The organism is Mesorhizobium sp. M1A.F.Ca.IN.020.06.1.1 (assembly GCF_004023265.1).
GTDB lineage: Bacteria > Pseudomonadota > Alphaproteobacteria > Rhizobiales > Rhizobiaceae > Mesorhizobium.
In genome coordinates this window covers 1-982 of sequence record NZ_RZSR01001439.1, presented here as the reverse complement: position 1 = coordinate 982, position 982 = coordinate 1, and the positions used below count along the sequence as shown (strand labels likewise).

1 protein-coding gene and 1 pseudogene are annotated in these 982 nt (G+C 60.9%); one reads left to right on the top strand and one right to left on the bottom strand.

Annotated features, from left to right (window positions below; all coding sequences use genetic code 11):
• Window positions 1–76 precede the first annotated feature (76 nt).
• Window positions 77–328 carry a hypothetical protein gene (locus EOA60_RS34690; protein ID WP_245502703.1) on the top strand — a complete coding sequence of 84 codons (252 nt, stop codon included), beginning with the start codon at window positions 77–79 and terminating at the stop codon, window positions 326–328.
• 451 nt (window positions 329–779) lie between these two features.
• Here the strand turns inward: EOA60_RS34690 and EOA60_RS39465 are convergent.
• Window positions 780–982 (bottom strand): annotated as a pseudogene (locus tag EOA60_RS39465) (FAD-binding oxidoreductase); the annotation flags it as partial.

Here is a 982-nt window from a genome sequence, read left to right as displayed (position 1 = left end):
GAGACAGCCATTACCCTCGACCCTTAAAGCGCCGCCGCTCCGCGATGGAGCGGCGGCGCTTTAAGGGTCGAGGGTAATGGCGATGTATTTTCCGCAATTTCTGGTGGGCATGTTCGCGACGTCGTTCACCGTCGCAATCTGGGTCGGGTTGCAAACCGGCTCCGCCTGGAAGGCGCTCGGCTGCGCTATGCTTGCAATGATCATTCTCCAGATTGGATATGCCGGACTGGTCATGCTGCTCATCTACAAGCGGGGATCGCAAGGCACTGGAGCTGACTTTATATCGGCAAATGCGGCGCCACCGGTGCAGCGAGCGCGTCCACACTAGAGGGCTCACCCTCCCGAGCGAGTGCAGACCGTAAACCCTTGGCGACGACCAAACCGTCCCGCCCTTCTCGTGGAACTGCGCGACCGGGCAGCAGTTCGAGCCGACAAGGCTTTCAAGACCTGGGTTTTCGGAAACGTAAAGCCGTTGCGATTACGTGCCATGGCTTGATGACCGGGGCCGGCCAAGGCTGGCTCAACCCGCCAAACGCGCCTGCGGAACGCAAGCAGTGCCAGCGCGTTCACCGTCTTGACCAGCACAGGCAGCCTGGTTTCCCGGAACGGTGAGATGAAAAACCCCTATAAAAAGCCCACGCTTGTAAAGCGCGAGAAGCTCACCGCCCGAACCGCGCAGATTGTCGCCTCCGGTGTGATATTGGGCGAGTGAACAGGGGCGCCGAAGCGCAGCTGAAGAATTTTGCTGCTCACTGCAGGCTGGCCGGTCGGTGACTGCTCTAGAGGGCCGGGCCCGGCCGAATGGCGCTTCCGTCAGAAAAGCGCGACAGGCGAAAGCGGGTGAGATCGTGCCCGATCTGGTTTCCCTGGATCATGTCGGCGACGACGCGGCCGATTCCGGGTCCGATACCGAAGCCGTGACCGCTCATGCCGGTTGCGACAACGAGGCCAGCTATCGCCTGCACTTTGTCCACTATAGGAA

What these genes read in the sequence shown, in the direction of transcription:
- EOA60_RS34690 (WP_245502703.1), top strand. Translation starts at nt 77, where the DNA reads ATGGCGATGTATTTTCCGCAATTTCTGGTGGGCATGTTCGCGACGTCG.